The following is an 18172-nucleotide window of genomic DNA, read 5'->3' on the forward strand; positions in this document are numbered from 1 at the left end:
AACGTTTCTAAGTCATGTCAGTTATAAACCTAGATGCTTCTACCAATGACATTATTGATCATGCCAAATCAGCACTTGGGCTGGCTCACCATTACTACGGGTGGCGCGGTACATACCTTCGGTATTAAATGGCGTAGCAATATTGCCACGCTGATCGACTGCAATCACACCACCTGAACCGCCAGCAGTGATAAGACGTTGATTAATAACTTCATCTGCTGCCTGAATGATAGATTTTTGCTGATATTTCACCTTGGCACAAATATCCCCCGCGACGAGGTAACGGATAAAGAATTCACCATGACCCGTTGCCGATACGGCACAAACACCGTTTTCAGCATAAGTGCCAGCACCGATGACAGGAGAGTCACCGATACGACCAAAGCGTTTTGCCGTCATACCACCGGTCGATGTACCTGCAGCTAAGTTACCCTTTTTATCTAAGGCGACAGCACCAACGGTACCAAATTTGTAATCGAGGTCCTTCATCTCAACATTAGCAACTTGTTCAGATTTAGCCGCAACTTGCAGTTTTTGCCGTGTATCGAGTAATTGCTGATAACGCTCGTCAGTATCAAAATGATGGTTTGGCACTAAAGTAAAGCCTTGAGTCAGGGCAAATTCTTCCGCTCCTGCGCCCGAGAGCATCACGTGCTCAGATTTATTCATCACGGCCAAGGCTAAGTCAATTGGATTGGCAATATGACGCACTCCAGCGACAGCGCCGGCATTCATCGTTTTGCCATCCATAATAGAGGCATCTAATTCATGTCCGCCGTCATAGGTATAAACCGCGCCTATACCAGCATTAAACAGAGCACTATTTTCAAGGATATTAATTGCGGTTTGTACTGCCACTAAGCTGTCACCGCCCTCCTCTAAGACTTTTGAGCCTTTATCGACCGCTTCCTTTAACTTATCTTTGTAGGCTTGGCGTTGTTCAGGGGTGAGATTAGCTTTAGAAATCGTCCCCGCGCCGCCGTGGATCGCAATGGCGAACGGTTTATCATTGGCAAAGGTGTTATGTGACATAAAAAGTAGGCCCGAAATAATTAAACTAAAGGTGGCTAATTTTGTTTTCATTCTTTACATCCCCTTAAAAAGTAGCGTCCTTTGTAACCATTTCATCGTGTAATTTCAATCATCTCCTTGCCTGTTGGTTTTATTCTGGCGACAATGATGCCAAATCACAGGGACTATAAAGTGCAGCCATTTTTGCAAATCACCTCACATTACATTCGTCTTTGCTTGTTTCTGAGTCTGATTTCAGTCACATCAGTCGCGGCAGCAGATGATTTTATCAAATTATCTGTTACAGGCGTAAATGAAGCGCTTCGAAGCAACATAGTTGCTCACTTAGGTGCTTTACCTGAATCTGAGGTGCAGCGCCGTGCCTTTTTGTTTAATGTCGATGACAATATCAGCACCGCCTTAGAATCCATGGGTTACTATCACAGTGAAGTAGAAGAAAAGCTGATTGAGCATGACAAGGGACCGTGGGAATTAAAACTTGAAATCAGCCCCGGCGAGCCAACCATTGTTCAGTGGGTCGATATTAATTTTAGTGGTGAAATGCTTGATGACCGAGCCTTCGATCAATGGCTCGCAAAGGTCAACATTAAACCCGGCGATGTGTTAAATCACGGTGTTTACAGCGACGTAAAATCGCAACTGGTCACCTTAGCCTTGGCACGAGGTTACTTCGATGGCGAATTTACTGAATCACAAATTAAAGTTAACCGCGATATTAATACCGCACAGGTAAGTTTGCATTTTGATTCAGGCAAACGTTACCGATTTGGCCAAGTCAGTTTCGATGGCCATAGCTTAGAACCCGATATATTAGAGGATCTTATCCCCTTTAAAGAAGGTGCTTCATACTCAACTCGCCGTGTAAGCGCCTTGAATCGTCAGTTATTAGATACTGGTTATTTCGCCAATATCAAAGTGATCCCGCAAATCGATAACGTCGAAGATAACCATATTCCAATGCGAGTCGAATTAACGCCTAAGGCAAGTCACGCAATTGAACTCGGTTTTGGTGGTGATATTGGCAAAACAGATCAAGCCTTTGATCCGAGGGTACGCGTGACTTGGCGTACACCACAAATCAATAAATACGGGCATTCCCAAGAAACCAGTCTCGAATGGTCGCCCGATAGACCAAAGTTATTAACCACTTATACGATTCCGCTCACACATCCCTTAGACGATCAATTAAAGATCCGCCTCGGTTTGCTGCGGGACAAATACGGTGTGACTCAAGTATATGATGCCGAGAATCGTGATTTTAGTAACACAGGACAGCTCGAGTCGACTAAGTACCTTCTGGGACTATTACGTCAGCAAAGACTAGAAAATCAATGGCTAATGAGTTATTCATTGGAGGCCATACGCGAAGAATATACTCAGTCTGACGTCGATTATATGCCGTCATTTTATCTGGCAGGAATTAACTTTTCTCGGACTAGCCGGGGGGATAACTCACTGGATCCTAAATCCGGATTTAGACAAATTTATAGCCTAGACTATGCCGATCCCTATTTAGGATCAGAAACCCGCCTAGCCCGCTTACAAGCTAAATTTAAATGGATTGATACCTTCTTCGATAACCACAGAATCGTCGCTCGTATTGATTTAGCCGCCAACTTAGCTAACGAAAATGATCTTGCCTCTATCCCACCATCACTACGCTATTTTGCCGGCGGCGATCAGAGTGTCCGAGGTTATGGTTATCAAGAACTCGGCCCCTATTTAGACTATGTTGCTGACGATGGAAAAACCAATCGCGAGGTTATCGGTGGCCGCTATTTAATGGTTGGTAGTTTGGAATATCAATATTATGTGACCCCCACTTGGCGGGTCGGCACATTTATCGATGCGGGTAACGCCTTCGATAATAATCAATTTGAACCTGTCGTCTCTGTCGGTGGCGGTATCCATTGGATCTCCCCGATTGGTCCAATCAAATTAGATTTAGGGGTCGGATTGAAAGAAACTGAGACCATTGAAAGATCATGGCGAATTCACCTAACCATGGGGACAGATCTATGAGCCAGCCCCCAGAGCATAATAAGCCAAGCGAACAAGATATCGTTGATAATCCCATCATTGAAGCCGAAGCCACTGAAACCATAGTGACCTCTGTCACCCCATCGGTGTCATTCATTCAAAGACTGTGGCGGCAGTTCAAACTCTGGACTCGGATTATTATCTATGTGCCATTAGGGCTTTTAGTGTTAACCGCCCTATTACTCGGCACTGAATTTGGCTCGCGCATTACCGTGGGTTTAGCCGATCAATTTGTACCCGATCTTGAACTGACTTATACCTCTGGTTCCATTAACAAAGACTTAGCCCTATCACACGCGGCTTGGTCTATGGCCGGAATGAACGTGCAACTTGAGGATCTGCATTTACTGTGGCAACCCGCCTGTTTACTGCAAAAACGCTTATGCGTGAATAGCTTATCTGCGGCTAAAGTCGATGTCACTATTGATACCCTAGCGCTTTCTGCTGACTCAAACGAAGCGCCAGTCGCGCCACTTGATGAAGAACCCAGCGAGCTCCTATTACCCTTTGATATTGTTTTAGATTCTGCTGAACTCAATGGTGTTAATATCCAAGTGGATGATATGCAATTTACCGCTAATCGTCTTAACGCAGAAGCACAATGGTTTACCGAAGGTTTGTCGGTTAAACAGCTATCCAGCGAAGGATTATTCGTACTGATCCCTGCATCAACCGATGTAGCAACACAAACTAGCACGGCAGCGGTAACGAATGCAGCAAATCCCAGCACTGCTACAAATACTACACCGACACCATCAGCCAGTCCGTCGCGAACAAAAGAGGCTGAATGGGCTTTAGCACAATTGCCACAAGTATTTATGCCTTTCCCTGTGACAGTCAATGCCCTAACATTAGACAACACCACACTGCAAATCGGCGATCGTAAAGATGTTTTTGGCCATGCAGAACTACAAGGCAGTTTCCGTGAATACCAATTGACCTTAGACCATCTTGCCATCAGCCACACCGATGGCAGCGTCGATATCACAGGCAGCCTAACACTTGATAAAGATTATCCACTCGATTTAGAGGCAAATCTCACCCTTAACCAACTAGTCGAATTGCCAGATCTCACTCATCAAGTATTAACGTTAAAGCTGAGCCAAAGTTTAGGGCAACTTCAGGTGAATGCCGTCGCAAAGGGCGATGCCGACTTTACACTAGATGGCCAAATAACACTGCAAGACCCTAACCTGCCCTACAAGGTGAAACTTGAACAGACACGGCTTCAGTGGCCACTGAAGAACCCTGAATACTCGGTAAGCAATGCCACACTCGATAGCCAAGGCGACCTTAATCGGCAAGAGGCGAGTCTTACTGGCCAACTGATCACACCCTTTCACAAAGTGCTCGACATAGACACTGACATCCAACATCAAGATGCTAAGTTAACCATCAATAATCTTGATGTAATGGGCGCGATTGGTAAGGTCAAGCTCACGGGCGAACTCGATTATCAAAAAGCCATTAGCTGGAACGCCAATCTCTGGATCAATGACGTCATATTACAAGAAATACAGCTGCCACAAACGGATACAGCGCAAAGTACAACGGGTTTACCGGACAGTTTGATTTCAGGAAAATTACGCACTAAAGGCTCATTTGCAGACCCCCGTTGGCAAGTATCCCTGAGCGATACTGAGCTCACTGGCACTTTACAAGGTTATCCCTTCGATATTACAGGGGATATCAGTGTGAATGATTCCCTGTATGTCAGTGCTAAGGGGCTGAACGCCAAAGTACTAGGTTCAACTCTGGCACTCAAAGGCGAAGCCAATGCCAACTGGGATCTCCAAGGTGAATTACAAGTGCCCGACTTTGGCCTGTGGTTACCTAAGGCCAGCGGCCAACTACAGGCGCAGATCAATGTCACTGGTGACGAGAAACACCCCCAGGTCGAGCTTACTGCGCAGCTGGCAGAACTTTACTATCAAAACATTAAACTGCAGGAATCTAATTTAAAGGCCTATTACAAGCCGCTAGATCAACATGAATTTGCTATCTCGCTAAAATCAAAAACCTTACAGATTGCAGAACAAAATTTAGATACAGTGACACTCGGGGCGAAAGGTACCATTAACGCTCAAAAACTCACTCTCAACGCCACGGGCGATCTTGGGCTCGATGCAACAATGAGCAGCCAATACGATGTGAAGAAGTCACGACTACAGCTCGATGTTGATCGTTTAAATCTCAACACGCCCGTAGGCCTATGGCAGCTCGATAACACCATTAATCTGGCTTGGGACCAAATCAAGAATCAAGGCAGCATTACGCCCTTTTGCCTCATGAATCCCAATAGCCGTATCTGCCTAAACAGTAATACACCAATAGGTAAAAAAGGCAGCGCACAGGTGAGCTACTCAGGTAATCCAGGGAAATTACTTGTCCCTATATTACCAACGAATATGCGTTGGAACGGCCCTGCATCGCTATTAGCCAATGTTGCATGGGCTGCTGGCCGTAAGCCTACTGCCGATGTGAACTTTGATTTTGCTCCCGGCAGCATTATGCTCAAACGGGATAAAAATCGTGAAGTCACCATTAATTACCAAAACCTGTCATTAAAAGCGAACTTAGATGCAAAACGGCTGGCAACGGTTTTAGATTTTGAATCAGAAGGCGTGGCCAGTTGGCAGAGTGAGATTAACGTCAATGTCACACCCGATCGCACCCTGTCAGGTTATGCCAACATCAAGCAAATCAACTTGCAGCCACTTGGAGAGTTTTTCCCTCAATTAAATACAGTGCAAGGTTTACTGACGAGTCAACTTAACTTTGCGGGTAGTCTAGATGCGCCCGAAGTATCGGGGAGCATGGCCTTAACTGAGGGCGCCTTAGCCCTAACAGCAAACCCAACATTAATCGACAAAATTGACATGTCGATGTCATTTGCGGGTCAACAAGCGCAGCTTAAGGGACGCTGGATGATGGGCAATGGTTTAGGCAGAGTGAATGGTCAACTGCAATGGCCCCAAGGTCAATTTAGTGGCGAGTTAGCCCTCGAAGGCGATAAGCTCGCAGTGATCCAACCGCCACTGGCTATTCTCGATGTTTCCCCCGAGATCAACTTAACCTTCAACAGTAAGCAACTGGCAGTAAAAGGAAAAATAGCAGTGCCTTCTGGCAACATTAAAATTGTGCCATTAGCGGAAGGCGGTGTCGCCGCCTCCGAAGACGTGGTATTTGACGACTCCATTGCCGCCACTCAGCCTAAAACTAGCCCCTACGCCATCGTTGCAGATCTGAATATCAGTGTGGGGAACGAACTCAGAATTGATGGTATGGGCCTCAAAGGTAAACTCCAAGGGACCTTAAAGCTACAGCAGCAAGCTTTCCGTCCTCCTTTGCTCTTCGGTAATATCAAAGTCAATCAAGGTAGCTACAAGTTTATGGGCCAAACCCTAAAAATCCGTACTGGTGAAGTGCAATTTGTGGGGCCAACATCATTACCAAACCTGAATATTGAAGCGATACGGGAAATTAAGACTGAAGACTTAGTGGCAGGTGTACGCGTCACAGGCACGCCATCACGCCCAGTGGTGACCTTATTCTCCAATCCAGCCAAAGAGCAAGCCGAAATCTTGTCTTACATTATCAAAGGCAGTGGCTTTAACAGCGCCAACAATGAGCAAAATAACTCGCTGATGATGGGCGCGGCACTCGGTTTAGGCTCACAGGTGGGCGGCGGCGCAATTAACAACCTAGGGAATACTGCGACAGGACTCATTGAAGAATTTGGTTTCTCTAACGTGCAACTCGACACTAATGATGAAGGGCGTGTGGCGATCAGTGGCTTTATCGGCGATAACTTAATGGTGAAATACGGAGTAGGTGTATTTAACCCTGGTTACGAAATGACAGTCAGGTATTACTTGCTCTCACAACTCTATCTAGAAACCGTGTCAGGCACTTTAGGCCAATCACTTGATATCTATTACAACTTCAATATCAAGTAACCATATGAATACCAAGATATTGATACTAAAAAATTAGCATCCAATCACTCTAGCCAAACAATCTCAAAATACGCGTTACAGTATGTTGAGGTTGTTTGGGTAAAGCCTAAGTGTCTACCCATAAATACAAACAACTAAAAATCAGCCACAAAAAAAGCGCCCTTAGGCGCTTTTTGCTTCAGTTACGACAATTAAGCGTAAACGAAGTCAACATGTTCAATGATTGGCTTGAACACGTGGCGTTGCATAGCTTGTGCACGAACACCCACTTCTTTGCCATCAACAACGATAGTCAGAGTAGAAGTGTAGAAGTCAGCATTAGCTTGAATGTTAATGATATCTTTGTGATCAAAAACAATAGAAACTGGCTCTTTGCCTTGGCCATAAATAACAGCAGGTACTTTACCAGCATGGCGTAGGCGGCGGCTCGAACCTTTCCCTATTTCAGTGCGGGTTTGTGCTTGGATAGTGTAAGACATGTGTTTCTCACTTAAATTTAGAGTAAAAAGTTGCCGGCATTTTCGACCAATGACGGCTCATATAAAGCGCGCGAATACTAACATAGATACCCAAGGCGCACAAGAATACCGCAAGCCCCCTATTTATCGGCGTCAGCGTTAGCAAAACAGACCGCTATTTATCAAATTGAGGAACTTGTATCTTGGCTGTTACGGCAGAGAAAAGGCTTTGATCTCAAACAAAAAACACGAGATCTAGATCACACTGGGAAATTGAGAAGCCTGTTAAGCTCGGGCAAATTTCGATAACTGCTGTGTCAAAAAATGCGTCATGCGCTATACCAGTTACAACAAGAAAATAGACTTTCATGCCAACTGGCCCGTGAACTCGTCTCTCTTATCGAAACCGTTCCTTATCAGCAAAATACCCTCGAATTAAAATTCTTAGAATTGCTTGCCTGCACCCAACAAAAAAACCGCAGCTTGATCTTACTTATGCAAATTATTGAGTCTGTCGATATTGAGTCGCAGAGGCAAAGACAATATCAATTTTCACAACGTCTCAGCCTATTGATCTGTGATTGGCAACAACATAGAGAAATGAACAAACTCAATCAACAATTTATCCCGCTGCTCAGACATTACTTGATCGAATCGCAAGCCTTGGAACAAGATTTTTATCAGCAGATCCAACAACAGATCATTGCTACCAGTGCCTTACCGGACCACAATCGACGTGCACAAAACCAGAATTAGGATAATAACCCACACCACCGAGTTTCAGGGATAAAGCCGCTTCTCTGAGGGTTTTTAGTTTAACGCTAGGGATCGCTATGTCCATCGCCATGCCGCGCATGTGATAACTCTTCTTAGCAACTCCGCCACTGTGGCTCACGAGCATGGCATTGGTTTTTGGTGAACGGTAACCGGAAATCACATGGATTTCATCGTTGGTATTCAAGGTTGTTTTGAGCGAGTGGAGTAAATCAAATAAGCGCTTATCCATAGGTGCTGCCACATTCTGACGATGATCCCGCAGCAAATGATTAAAATTGTCTAACACCTTGCTCTGATAATGACCATCTACCCAGTAACTACCATCATCGCGCTCGCCAGTATGACGATTAAACAAACTTAACTCGCGGATCCCTTTGGTTGAACGACTGGCAACCGCTTTTGAGGGAATAAAGGAACATAATGCCACACCACTAAGGCCTAACAATAACTGCCTACGGGCAGGACATATTAAAGTCACATGATCACCTTTTGTATGCTTTTTGGTCACTAGTAAGGCAAATTATACTGAATAAGCCCTAAGATCAAGTTTTGCCAACCCCATTCTGAGCAGGATTTCAAAATGCCAAGCGAGTTCAGATGCTTATCTTGCTCAGCTTTACAGCACAAAAACGTTAATGTTGTTCCAAAACCGTGGCAGGCACAGCATTCGTCAGCTCAGGTTCCAAATGATAAATGTCGCGACGGTATTGCTCCTGCCCACTATCGTCTAACCATGCAGTCCAGTAAACCAGATGCACGGGCAACTTTTCGGAAAGTGAAAACCACTGAGGTTCAGTAATACCAGGGGCTAACTTGTCCCATAAACGTTTGTCTTTCACTAAATGTTCTTTAAACCACTGGGCTAATTCAGTGGCTTTTTCAATACGAATACAGCCAGATGATAGTGCCCTATCGTCCTTTTTAAAGAGACTTGGCTCAGAAGTTCCATGTAAATAGACACTGAAACTGTTATCAAAGTGAAACTTATATTTACCTAATGCATTCTTCGCCCCAGGGCGTTGTACAAGCTGATAGGGAAACGAAGCGCTGGCTAAGGCCTGCCATTCCTCTGGCATGCGTTGCACCCGTTGACCGTTATAATCGTATACATCAAATTGACGTTCATTAAGATAATGACCATTTCGCTGAATTTGCGGCAGAATGTCCCGCCGTAAAATGCTGCTAGGCACTCGCCAACTAGGGTTAAGCACCACGCTAGAAATCTGACTGTCCAAAATCGGTGTTTGCCGAGAAGATTTACCCACAATGACCTTGGAACTTAACACTGGCGTACCATTATCGACCAACGTCATCTCAAAAGCGGGCACATTAATCAGCAAATAACTCGGCTCTAATTTACGTTCAAACACTCTTTGTCGAATAGTGTTTTTAGCTAATAGTACCGCCCTCGCCCTTGGCGATTGGTTCACCCAAAATAAGGTCTGCTTACCTATCACCCCGTCCTGTTTTAGCCCATGCTTTTGCTGAAAGCGCTTAATGCCAATCATAAGTTCTTCGGTATAAACTTGATTCACTCTAGGCTCAGTGGCTAAGTCTCCCAATATCCACACACGCTTTGCTATGGTATCAACGATCTGATGACTCATTCCTAAGGTTAGCTTTTCATCTAGCACTAAAGTTTCCCATGGTTCAATTGTGTCCAATTGCACTAAATGGGCGATTTGCTTAAGCACCTTTTGATATTGGGGATCCTCTGGAATAACGGATGAAACCGTCTCTGGGGATCCAGCGTTGTTACATTCTGCGGATGTCATCACATAATGCCAGTAACCGGTAACATCAGCTTGGATTCGTACTAAATCAGCAGTAGATAAGGTATTAGGAGAAAGTGTTAAGTCACGATAATGCTGGCCAAATACTGGATTAACGCCCGCGAGATCCAATAGCAACACCTGTGGCACTAAGGCCGCAAGCGGCAGCACAGCAGTAAGCTCTTCAGCTTTACCCTCAAGATTTGGCTGCGCAGCAATACTCGAATTTGATGTCAGGGATTGAGCGCTATCAGCTGCACCTACATTTGGCACTAAAATTATTGGAATACAGAAAAAAAGGCTGAGTAATAGTTGCGCGAGATTACGCCTCGTCGGCATAGGGTTAATCTGCAATGCTTTCAAGTTCGCGATGTGGAACTCCTGCTCTATCAATTTGAGTTCTCTCACGTTTAGCGTTACACGCATGCATGGGGGCAAATAGCGAATGATCTTTTTCAATATCATAAATACTCCCTTAGCTATTTTAAGGTCATCTGAGAGCCAGCGGTTATATCAGTCAACAACACTGTTATATGACTATTCCATGGAGATCAATTAATTACTAGGGGTTAACTCCAGATAACGAAAAGAAAAATGCCACTGAGGTCGTCAGTGGCATTGATATCAAACAAACTCGCATAAATATGCTGAGCAAGTGCTCGTTAGCAAAAAGACACGAGATCTTCTTCGACAAATTGCTCTGGTAATTTCTGTAGGCTACGTAACATCAAAGGATTTGCCAACACCATCGCCATTTCTTGACGATTGAGTAAAGCTAATGCGCTCTGTTGACAACGAGCTTCATGCACCTTCACATGCACTATGGCTTCCATCGCTTCAATTGGTGTACCCGCAGCACGCAAAGGCTGTTTATCCACCATGGCTAAATGCAATTCCATCAACGCAGGGTCTTTAAGTACCTGTGCTAACGTCCAAGGCTCAGCAATGTGTCTTTGGTAAGCGGCGCGCGCTTCTTGCGCTTGCAGACAAATTTGCGCAGGGTTACGTTCTTCTGGTGTTGCAAGAATACCGGCACGCTTGAACACTTCGCCAATTTTGACTGAACCTGTCCATGCAGAAATTGGCACAGCAATCCACAGACCGATCAACGCCGGACTCATCCAAGCTAACAAAGTCAAAGAATCCAAAATAGCCGCATAACCTAACATCACACCTGCCAGCATATGCCAACGGTGACGATAAATTAACGTCATCCAAGGCATACTGCCGTCATCACGACGTTGCGGCGACCAACCACTGTCCCGCCCCATCAGAATTGACATCACAGCACCACAATGGATAAACATCATGATAGGTGCAATCAGCGCTGAAAGTATGACCTCAAAAATCACACTGAATATCGCTTTAATTCGACCACCAACACTGCGAGCAAACTCACCGTCTTTAAGCAGCAACAAGACCCCAAATACTTTAGGGCCAAACAAAACCCCCATAGTAATGTAGAACAATCTTAATGCCCTATCCGAGTCCATGATGGGCCAAGTCGGGAACAGTGAAAATTGATCGGTGAAATATTCAGGTCGAATAAAGTGTGCCTGCAAAGCCAACATCAAACCGGTCAAAATCAACATCAACCAGAAAGGAGATGACAAATAAGCCATGATACCCGTCAGTAAATGTAAACGGCTTACCCAGTGCAAACCTTTAGTCGGCAAAATACGCGAATGCTGCAAGTTACCTTGGCACCAGCGACGATCACGCACGGCTAAGTCGATAATCGACGGTGGACATTCTTCGTATGAACCCGGTAAGTCATAGGCAATGACCACACTCCAGCCCGCACGGCGGATCAGCGCAGCTTCAACAAAGTCATGGCTCATGATATGACCACCAAAAGGTGGCTTACCCTTAAGGTTGGGTAATCCAGCCGCGGTCATAAAGGCTTCGGTGCGGATAATGGCGTTGTGGCCCCAGAAGTTACCTTCTTTTTGTACCCACCAGCCTAAACCGGTACCAATTACGGGACCATAAATACGCGCCGCAAATTGCTGTAAACGGGCCATTAAAGTGGTGCCATTGATCAACGACGGAATCGTTTGGATCAAACCCGCATCAGGATCGGCCTGCATGCGCTGAGCTAAGCCTGTGATGGTTGAAGACTCCATCAAACTGTCGGCATCAAGCACTAACAAGTGATCATAACGCGACCCCCAACGACGACAAAAATCGGCTACGTTACCCGCTTTACGGGCGACGTTTTTACGACGGCGACGGTAATACACCCGCGAATGCTTATGGGTTTCTTGACGTAGCACCAGAAATGCCTGCTCTTCGAGCAAAGCAATGTCGGGATCGGTAGTATCACTTAAGATAAACCAATCAAAAGCATGACCATGACCCGTTTGCGACAAGGTTTCAGCCATTACTGAAACCGCCGAGAATACCCTATCAGGAGATTCGTTGTAGGTCGGCATCAAAATCGCGGTTCGCGTATGCAGTTCAGTCACTTGCAAATCTTTTGCCCGCGGTTTTCGCAGTAAAATTAAAAAACCTGCAATACCGCTACAAAACGCCAAAGCAATCCAGCAAAAGTTAACCGCAAACAGCACTAGCACTAAATATTCCAGAGGAGTAATTCCGCCAATGCTAAACACCGCCCCCATTTCATAGATAGCAAACAAAGATAATAATAAAGCCCCACCCACCACAAACACACGACGGTAGGTACGCGAGCGTACCCCATCAGCCACAGTGCTACGGCGAGGGAATCCCTCTGGCATCTTACTTAAATTTTGGGGTTCCATAGCGCCAGGCCGTTCATTTGGCATAGCACTACCACCCACGAGGACTTCCGTCTCGAGTACCGAGTTATCGGATACAGTCATATCATGTTGCTCCGTCATGAACCTTACAGCGTCCAGCGATAGAGCCAGGTTTCAACCTGACGAGGAGTTGGGAACTTAAGTTCAGCGCGCAGTTCGATAAGATCTTTATCTTCTGGCTCTAATTCAAAAGCTAAGCGATAGCCATTTTTAGCGGCATTACGGGCAATCACCACGTTCGTGACCACACCACCAGAAGCTTCAACTTTAGCGACTGGCATTTCATCTGTCATCGGACCTTCAACTTGATAGTCGACCACAAATAAACGTCTTGGAGTCGCCTTAGCAATATCGGCACGACCACTGGCAGAGCGAGAAATATGTACGGCACCGACTTTCGCAGCAGGTTCTTCACCCCAACTCATGCGATAGGCAAAATGAAATTCACCGCCAGCAGGAATAGGCTGACGTGGTTTCCAATAACTAACAATGTTGTCATGAATTTCAGACTCTGTCGGAATTTCAGTCAACACCACTGAACCTTGCCCCCAATTACCCACAGGCTCAATCCATAGGCTTGGGCGACGTTCGTAATGGGCTTCTAAATCTTGATATGACGCATAGTCACGCTCACGTTGGATCAGACCAAATCCCTGAGGCGAGTTGTCAGAAAACGCACTGACTTGTAACTGACGTGGATTAGCTAATGGGCGCCATAAATGCTCACCACGACCATTTAACATCAATAAACCATCAGAATCATGTACTTCAGGTCTAAAATCATCGGTGTCGTGACGACCATTGAGTGAATGTAAGAACATGCTAGTGCTTGGTGCTAAACCAACTTTGCTCAGCTCAACACGAGGAAACAGTGTCGCTTCAACGTCAATCAAGGTGTTATCACCGGGACGGACAGAGAAAGTATAGGCACCTGCTACGCTTGGGCTATCTAACAAGGCATGCACGACAATCAGGTTGCTGTCATTGTGTGGACGCTCAACCCAGAAGGCGCGAAATATCGGGAATTCTTCCCCTTCAGCGTCAGCCGTTTTTAACGCCAAACCACGGGAAGATAAGCCATAGGCGTTACCTTTACCTAAAGCGCGGAAATAACTCGCACCTTGGAATACCATAAGCTCGTCAAATACACCGTTCGTATTCAATTGGTTATGAATACGAAATCCTGAATAACCAATGTCATCATTCGGCAGCGCTTGAGTAATCACTTCACCCGCAGTGAAATATTTAGGCTCATAGGCTAAATGCGTTGCATTCTGACCTTCTACAATCGCAATCTCGATCAGATCCTGAAAATAGAAACCACGGTGGAACATTTGCATTTGAAATGGCACGCCCTGATCACGCCAAATAGACGCAGTCGGGTTAAAACGAATATCTCTGTACTCATCGTATGACAGTTTAGCAAGGCCAGCTGGCAAAGGATCTTTGAGGGTCACATAAGGTTTCGCTGCCAAACGTTTTGCAATCTTCACGACAGTTTCGCTATCAAAAGCGCCTGTCTTAGTGAATCTGATTTGATTTTTTGTACTGGGCTGAGAAATCACTTTCGGTGGAGTAACCACAGGAACTGCCTCGGCGGGTTTTGTCTCTTCAGCGTACGCGACACCAGACAGGGCGACTACAGCGCCTAGCGTCAGTGAACATATGAGTGACGAATAAGGTTTGGACGATGGGCAACGCAACAAGCTAACCATAGATAGGTAACCTAAAAAATAAACTAAGAAATCAATGTTTTTTATGTATACAGTGAATTTTTTTCACTCTGATTTAGGGATGAAAAAAAACAGTTGCTTACATATCGCGAAAGATATCAGAAGGAGAAAAAAACTCATAAATAAAGATGCAGTTAACCCCTTCTACACAATACTATTTGAGAATAAGCTTATACCAAAAATGAATATTAAAATAACATTATCATGCTTATTTCTGTTTTCAAAGTTACAAAAACAAATTAAGTGATCCAAATGCTACATTATTGAAAGTAAAATGAGCCTTTTTACACCTCAACTAAGTGTTGATGATCATAGATGAAATATCACAATAAGCGAATCAATCCGTTGGTAAGCCTAAGGATTAACACTAAGACAGCAGGAAAATTCAAAATTTTACCCGCTTAAATGTATCAAAACAACTGAGCTGATGTCACTGAAACTGCGGATCTATTTTAACATTTCATTGCCTGAACTATTTTGGCAGAAAAAGTGCCACAGATAATCCACCTTGATCCCTAGGCGCAATCACTAAACGACCTTGGTGCAATTCTATGATGTGATAGCAGATAGACAAACCTAATCCCGCGCCTATGCCTTCATTTTCATTCACACGATAAAAACGTTCTGTCGCATTGGCAATCTGCGGCTCTGTCATGCCTTGGCCTCGATCCGCGACACAAATACAGATTTCATCATCCAAAGCATGGGCCGACACTGAAATCTCCGATTCCTGTGGACTGTATTTACAGGCATTTTCGATAATATTCTTCAGTACAAGTAGCAAATAAAAACGATCACAGGTCACCGTTAGATTGGATGCGATATCGATATTCCATTCATAATCTGTGATTTGTGGCATTAATTGATTAAGCGCATCTTCGACCATAGGCAAAATGGCGTGGGATGACACATTAAGCTCATTAATCGAGTCCACCCTTGCTAATACGAGTAATTGTTCAACGGTATGACTCATGTGCACTACGCCAGCATCTATCGCAGCTAAATGGAATTTCTGCTGCGGATCATCATCAATCAGACTCTCTAAGCCATGTTGATGTAATTTAATCACAGATAATGGCGTTTTAAGCTCATGGGCCGCATCGGCGCTAAAACGACGCTCACGGGCGATAAATCGCGCGATACTATTGATATATAAGTTCAATGCGCGCCGAACAGGGACTAATTCTTTAGGCAATGACATAGTCAACGGGGTCAAATCGTTGGGCGCCCGTCCAATTAATTCTCTTTCAAAGGTTTTTAATGGCCGAAACAAGAGATAAAACAAGAAGCTAACAATAATTAATGTTAAAGGCACTACCATTAAAGGCACGATAACGGCGTTATGCATGATTTGCGATACGAGCTCTTGGCGTACTTCATCCTGTTGAGCTGTGACAATCCAAACATGATTTTTAACCGAAAAAAAACTGAACACATGCCAGAGTTCTCCTTCGAACACTTTCTTATGATAACCCTGTACGAATCGACTGATAGGTTGATGACCAATATTATCCGATAAAACTAAGGCTTCACCCGCCTCACTCCAGATTTGAAACGCCAATTTATGCTCATAGGCCAGTTTCAGCGCATCGGCCTTTTCGGCAAAGGAACTGATCTGGCTATCGGGAACGTGGAGCACTTGGGGTATGACGAGATCCTGAGCTGTTGCATCGGGCTCAGTATGATAGAACAACTCCAACATTTTAGCGGTTTGGAGCATTTGCGCATCGAAGAGTTCTTCGATTTGATGCTTAGAATCCCGAGTACTCAACCAGCTAGACACAGCGACGGATACTGAAATACCTGACAAAATTAATAATGTCAGTACCAAACGCAGTGAATACACATCTAGCCCCTTTAATCGAATCACTTCTTTTTCCTAACGACTATGCTTCAAGTCATCACTGCGTTATCAGTACCCACAAACGTGGAGCTTGTCACTTAACTCTTCAAATTAATTTATTTCAATCAAGGTATAGCCTATTCCACGCACGGTTTTGATTAATTCATTGGCAAGTTTTTTGCGCAGATGGTGGATATGCACTTCTATTGAATTACTGCCGACTTCATCCCAGCCATAGGTTAACTGTTCTAACTGACTGCGGGTCAATACACGCCCTGCCGACTGAGCGAGTTCGAGCAGTAATTGAAATTCACGCCGTGAAAGCAGCACATTTTGATCGCGAAAGGTCACTTCACGGGTATTTAAATCGATACACAAAGCACCAATAATCAAAATGTTGTGATCGAGCCCATACTGACGTCTGACGATAGCACGAATACGCGCGGCTAATTCACGCACATCAAAAGGTTTACCGAGATAATCATCGGCGCCCATGTCTAAACATTCGAGCTTAGTGTCAAAATCCGTATTAGCGGTCAGGACTATTGTGGGAATTGACACGCCCTGCTGACGCCAAGCTTTAAGCAACTCTTTACCATTACCGTCAGGCAATCCCAGATCGAGTACTATGGCACTGAAGCTTTCATTTTTAACCCCCAGCAAGGCTTGCTGATAACTATTAAGGTGATCAACTTGCATGCCCAGCTTTGCCAAACTCAAGCAAATCCCTTGGGCTAATAACTCATTGTCTTCAACCAACATAATACGCATTCAATGTCCTTAACTGAGCCCTAACGGAAAATACTGAACTTAACACCTTGTTGCTGTAAAAAATCTTCCGCGTCTCGCCCCTGCAGCATAGCCATAGTGGCGAGCATACCTGCAGTCACGCAGTTTGGCCCTAACACAGTCACAGAGCGCGGCGCATGGATAACGGGATAGCCAGTGCGTGGGTCAACAATATGGCCGTAACGCTTTCCATCGACTTCAAAAAATCGCCGCGTATCGCCACTGGTCGCTAATGCACCCTGACTAATCGCCAGTACACTCGCAGCGTGGTCAAGGTGTCGTGGATCTTCAATTCCCACTTGCCATGGCGTCACTTTAGACACGGGACAAGCGATATCACCGCCAAAATTCACTAACACTGGAATGTCTGGATAACATTCGGCTAACTCATAGGCGACTCTGTCGACCGCATATTCTTTTGCGATACCACCAAAATCCAATTTCATACCTGTTGGCATCTCAATATGACGCGAATCAAACTCGATACGCTCAAACCCCACTAAGGCTTTCGCGGCAAGTATGCGGCCATGTTCGGGCAATTGGGCTTTGGGATCAAAGCGCCACAGTTCCATTAACGGCCCAGCAGAAATATCAAAGAGTCCATCACTGAGCTGAAAACATTGTTTAGCAAAAGCCAATAACTGCCAGGTTTCTTCATCGATAAGCTGCTTATGACCATTGGCATGGTTTAATTGCCACAGACAATTCTGCGCAATAAAGCGACTGTACTTATGTTCGATACGCAGCGCCTCAGTGACAGCCATGTCCAACATATCGTCTGCAATATCAAATTGATCGCACCCAATGAGTATTTCACAGGGACTCGCCATGGCCCTAAATTCGCCCACATAACCCCAATCACGGCGCTGCAACGAATAAGGTGCGGTCTTTAGGGACGATGTCGACATCATAAATCACCTCTTCACATGGCATCCCACTGGGATTCCGATTGAATAAGTTCAGGGGTAAATTGAGTATGGGTAGCT

The 18172-nt window shown here is 45.0% G+C and carries 12 protein-coding genes; 3 read left to right on the forward strand and 9 right to left on the reverse strand.

Annotated features, from left to right (window positions below; translation table 11 throughout):
- Nucleotides 1–51: 51 nt before the first annotated feature.
- Nucleotides 52–1083, reverse strand: coding sequence for an isoaspartyl peptidase/L-asparaginase (locus tag KO533_RS02055; RefSeq protein ID WP_219252678.1), 1032 nt, complete (start codon nt 1081–1083; stop codon nt 52–54).
- A 120-nt stretch (nt 1084–1203) separates the two neighbouring features.
- On the opposite strand from KO533_RS02055, the gene KO533_RS02060 reads away from it, so the two are divergent.
- A complete protein-coding gene (locus KO533_RS02060; protein ID WP_219252679.1) occupies nt 1204–3054 on the forward strand; it encodes an autotransporter assembly complex family protein in 1851 nt (616 codons plus the stop codon).
- A complete protein-coding gene (locus KO533_RS02065; protein WP_219252680.1) occupies nt 3051–7031 on the forward strand; it encodes a translocation/assembly module TamB domain-containing protein in 3981 nt (1326 codons plus the stop codon). The genes KO533_RS02060 and KO533_RS02065 overlap by 4 nt, the downstream gene beginning before the upstream one ends.
- 191 nt (nt 7032–7222) lie before the next feature.
- On the opposite strand, the gene rplY is transcribed toward KO533_RS02065, so the two are convergent.
- On the reverse strand, nt 7223–7510 hold the full coding sequence (gene rplY, locus KO533_RS02070; RefSeq protein ID WP_028760163.1) for a 50S ribosomal protein L25: 288 nt from the start codon (nt 7508–7510) through the stop codon (nt 7223–7225).
- A 303-nt stretch (nt 7511–7813) separates the two neighbouring features.
- Between rplY and KO533_RS02075 the strand changes: the two genes are divergently transcribed.
- Nucleotides 7814–8245 carry a hypothetical protein gene (locus KO533_RS02075; protein WP_028760164.1) on the forward strand — a complete coding sequence of 144 codons (432 nt, stop codon included), beginning with the start codon at nt 7814–7816 and terminating at the stop codon, nt 8243–8245.
- On the opposite strand, the gene KO533_RS02080 is transcribed toward KO533_RS02075, so the two are convergent.
- From KO533_RS02080 to KO533_RS02110, 7 genes are all read right to left on the reverse strand, one after another.
- Nucleotides 8196–8744, reverse strand: coding sequence for a DUF882 domain-containing protein (locus KO533_RS02080; RefSeq protein ID WP_028760165.1), 549 nt, complete (start codon nt 8742–8744; stop codon nt 8196–8198). The two genes, KO533_RS02075 and KO533_RS02080, sit on opposite strands and share 50 nt — an antisense overlap.
- Nucleotides 8745–8898: 154 nt before the next feature.
- On the reverse strand, nt 8899–10503 hold the full coding sequence (locus KO533_RS02085; RefSeq protein WP_251073339.1) for a L,D-transpeptidase family protein: 1605 nt from the start codon (nt 10501–10503) through the stop codon (nt 8899–8901).
- Nucleotides 10504–10700: 197 nt separating this feature from the next.
- Nucleotides 10701–12884, reverse strand: coding sequence for a glucans biosynthesis glucosyltransferase MdoH (gene mdoH / locus KO533_RS02090; RefSeq protein WP_105252289.1), 2184 nt, complete (start codon nt 12882–12884; stop codon nt 10701–10703).
- A gap of 23 nt (nt 12885–12907) precedes the next feature.
- Nucleotides 12908–14536: a glucan biosynthesis protein G gene (locus KO533_RS02095; RefSeq protein ID WP_049821716.1), complete on the reverse strand. Its 1629-nt coding sequence runs from the start codon at nt 14534–14536 to the stop codon at nt 12908–12910.
- A 490-nt stretch (nt 14537–15026) separates the two neighbouring features.
- A complete protein-coding gene (locus KO533_RS02100; RefSeq protein WP_219252682.1) occupies nt 15027–16424 on the reverse strand; it encodes an ATP-binding protein in 1398 nt (465 codons plus the stop codon).
- A gap of 84 nt (nt 16425–16508) precedes the next feature.
- Nucleotides 16509–17168 carry a response regulator transcription factor gene (locus tag KO533_RS02105; RefSeq protein WP_173245236.1) on the reverse strand — a complete coding sequence of 220 codons (660 nt, stop codon included), beginning with the start codon at nt 17166–17168 and terminating at the stop codon, nt 16509–16511.
- 20 nt (nt 17169–17188) lie between these two features.
- Entirely contained in the window at nt 17189–18097 is a 909-nt protein-coding gene (locus tag KO533_RS02110; protein WP_173245239.1) for an FAD:protein FMN transferase, read from the reverse strand.
- Nucleotides 18098–18172: the final 75 nt, after the last annotated feature.

The organism is Shewanella sp. NKUCC05_KAH (assembly GCF_019345585.1).
GTDB lineage: Bacteria > Pseudomonadota > Gammaproteobacteria > Enterobacterales > Shewanellaceae > Shewanella > Shewanella oncorhynchi.

Coding starts and splice junctions, on each gene's coding strand:
- KO533_RS02075 (WP_028760164.1), top strand. CDS start 7,814: ATGCGTCATGCGCTATACCAGTTACAACAAGAAAATAGACTTTCATGC.
- KO533_RS02105 (WP_173245236.1), bottom strand. CDS start 17,168: ATGCGTATTATGTTGGTTGAAGACAATGAGTTATTAGCCCAAGGGATT.
- KO533_RS02110 (WP_173245239.1), bottom strand. CDS start 18,097: ATGATGTCGACATCGTCCCTAAAGACCGCACCTTATTCGTTGCAGCGC.
- rplY (WP_028760163.1), bottom strand. CDS start 7,510: ATGTCTTACACTATCCAAGCACAAACCCGCACTGAAATAGGGAAAGGT.
- KO533_RS02065 (WP_219252680.1), top strand. CDS start 3,051: ATGAGCCAGCCCCCAGAGCATAATAAGCCAAGCGAACAAGATATCGTT.
- KO533_RS02095 (WP_049821716.1), bottom strand. CDS start 14,536: ATGGTTAGCTTGTTGCGTTGCCCATCGTCCAAACCTTATTCGTCACTC.
- mdoH (WP_105252289.1), bottom strand. CDS start 12,884: ATGACTGTATCCGATAACTCGGTACTCGAGACGGAAGTCCTCGTGGGT.
- KO533_RS02055 (WP_219252678.1), bottom strand. CDS start 1,083: ATGAAAACAAAATTAGCCACCTTTAGTTTAATTATTTCGGGCCTACTT.
- KO533_RS02085 (WP_251073339.1), bottom strand. CDS start 10,503: ATGATATTGAAAAAGATCATTCGCTATTTGCCCCCATGCATGCGTGTA.